At 73.2% G+C, this 1,840-nt stretch carries 1 protein-coding gene; it reads right to left on the bottom strand.

Features of this window, described 5'->3' with window-relative positions; genetic code table 11:
* On the bottom strand, positions 1-1,840 hold a 1,840-nt coding region (locus C667_RS22645), incomplete at both ends, for an error-prone DNA polymerase (protein WP_004387415.1).

The raw sequence follows: 1,840 nt of genomic DNA, 5'->3' as shown, positions 1-1,840 counted from the left end.
CGGGCGCGCGCGGCGAGGTCCTGGGTGTCGGTGAAGGCGCGTTCGCCGCGCGCGGCGACGATGCGGGCGGCGGCGTCGCGGCCGAGGCCGCGGATCATGCGCAGGCCGAGGCGCACCGCGGGCTGCGGGCGTACAGGCGACGCGTTCGCCTCCGGTGCGCCGGGGCTGCTCGCCAGCTGGGTGTGTGCTGGCAGTGGGGGACAGGGCGCTGGCTGCGCTGATGGAGTGCCTGGGGGCTCGGGGGCCGGATCGGCCGCATGTTCGGCGGTGGGCTCCAGCGTGCAATCCCACTCGCTCACGGTGACATCCGCCGCCCTGACCTCCACCCCGTGCCGGCGCGCGTCCTGGATCAGCTGCGAGGGCGCATAGAAGCCCATCGGCTGGCTGTTGAGCAGCGCGCCGAGGAAGGCCGCGGGCTCGAAGCACTTGAGCCAGGCCGAGGCATACACCAGCAGCGCGAAGCTGGCGGCGTGGGATTCGGGGAAGCCGTAGCTGCCGAAGCCCTCGATCTGCTGGCACAGGCGCTGGGCGAAGTCGGGGTCGTAGCCGTTCTTCGCCAGTCCGTCGAGCAGCTTCTGGCGGTAGCGCTCGAGCTCGCCCTTGCGCCGCCAGGCGCCCATCGCGCGGCGCAGCTGGTCGGCCTCGCCGCCGGTGAAGTCGGCCGCGACCACCGCGAGCTGCATCACCTGCTCCTGGAAGATCGGCACCCCGAGCGTGCGCGCGAGCACGCCGCGGATCTCCGCGCGCAGCCCTGCCATGGGTTCCTCTCCGCGCGCCACGCGCTCGCGCGCCTGCAGGTAGGGATGCACCATGCCGCCCTGGATCGGGCCGGGGCGCACGATGGCGACCTCGACCACGAGGTCGTAGAAGCGCTGCGGCTTGAGCCGCGGCAGCATGGTCATCTGCGCGCGCGACTCGACCTGGAACACGCCGACCGAGTCGGCGCGCGACAGCATCGCGTACACCTCGGGGCGCTCGCGCGGGATCGTCGCCAGCGTCAGCGCCCGCCCGCGCCAGGCCGACACCAGCGCCAGGCCGCGGCGCAGCGCCGACAGCATGCCGAGCGCGAGCACGTCGATCTTCATCAGCCCGACCGCGTCGAGGTCGTCCTTGTCCCACTGGATCACGGTGCGTTCGGGCATGGCGGCGTTCTCGACCGGCACCAGCTCGTCGAGCCGGCCGCGCGCGATGACGAAGCCGCCGACGTGCTGCGACAGGTGGCGTGGAAAGCCGATGAGCTCCTCGGTGAGCGCGACCAGCCTCTGCGTGACCGGGCTGGCAGGGTCGAGCCCGGCCTCGGCGAGGCGCTCTGGCAGGATGCGGCGGCCGTCGAACCAGTGGTGCTCGCGGGTGAGGCGCTCGATCTGCGCCTCGTCGAGGCCGAGCGCGCGACCGACGTCGCGCAGCGCGCTGCGTGACCGGTAGCGGATGACCGTGGCGGCGAGTGCAGCGCGTTCGCGGCCGTACTTGCGGTAGAGGTACTGGATGACCTCCTCGCGGCGCTCGTGCTCGAAGTCGACGTCGATGTCGGGCGGCTCGTCGCGCTCGCGCGAGATGAAGCGCTCGACCAGCATGATGCCCAGCTGCGGGTCGACCTCGGTGATGCCGAGCGCCCAGCACACCACCGAGTTGGCCGCCGAACCGCGGCCCTGGCACAGGATGCCGCGGTCGCGGGCGAAGCGCACGATGTCGTGCACGGTGAGGAAGTAGGGCTCGTAGCCGAGCTCGGCGACGAGCGCGAGCTCGTGCTCGATCTGCGCGCGCACCGTGGGCGGGGCGGGGTCTTCGGCCGGCGGCGGCGCGGCGGCGATGGCAGTGGGCGCCGCGGCGGCGGCGATGG

The organism is Thauera phenylacetica B4P, assembly GCF_000310225.1.
GTDB classification, from domain to species: Bacteria; Pseudomonadota; Gammaproteobacteria; order Burkholderiales; family Rhodocyclaceae; genus Thauera; species Thauera phenylacetica.
The sequence above is the reverse complement of the archived record's forward strand: the minus strand, read 5'-3'. Positions and strand labels throughout refer to the sequence as shown.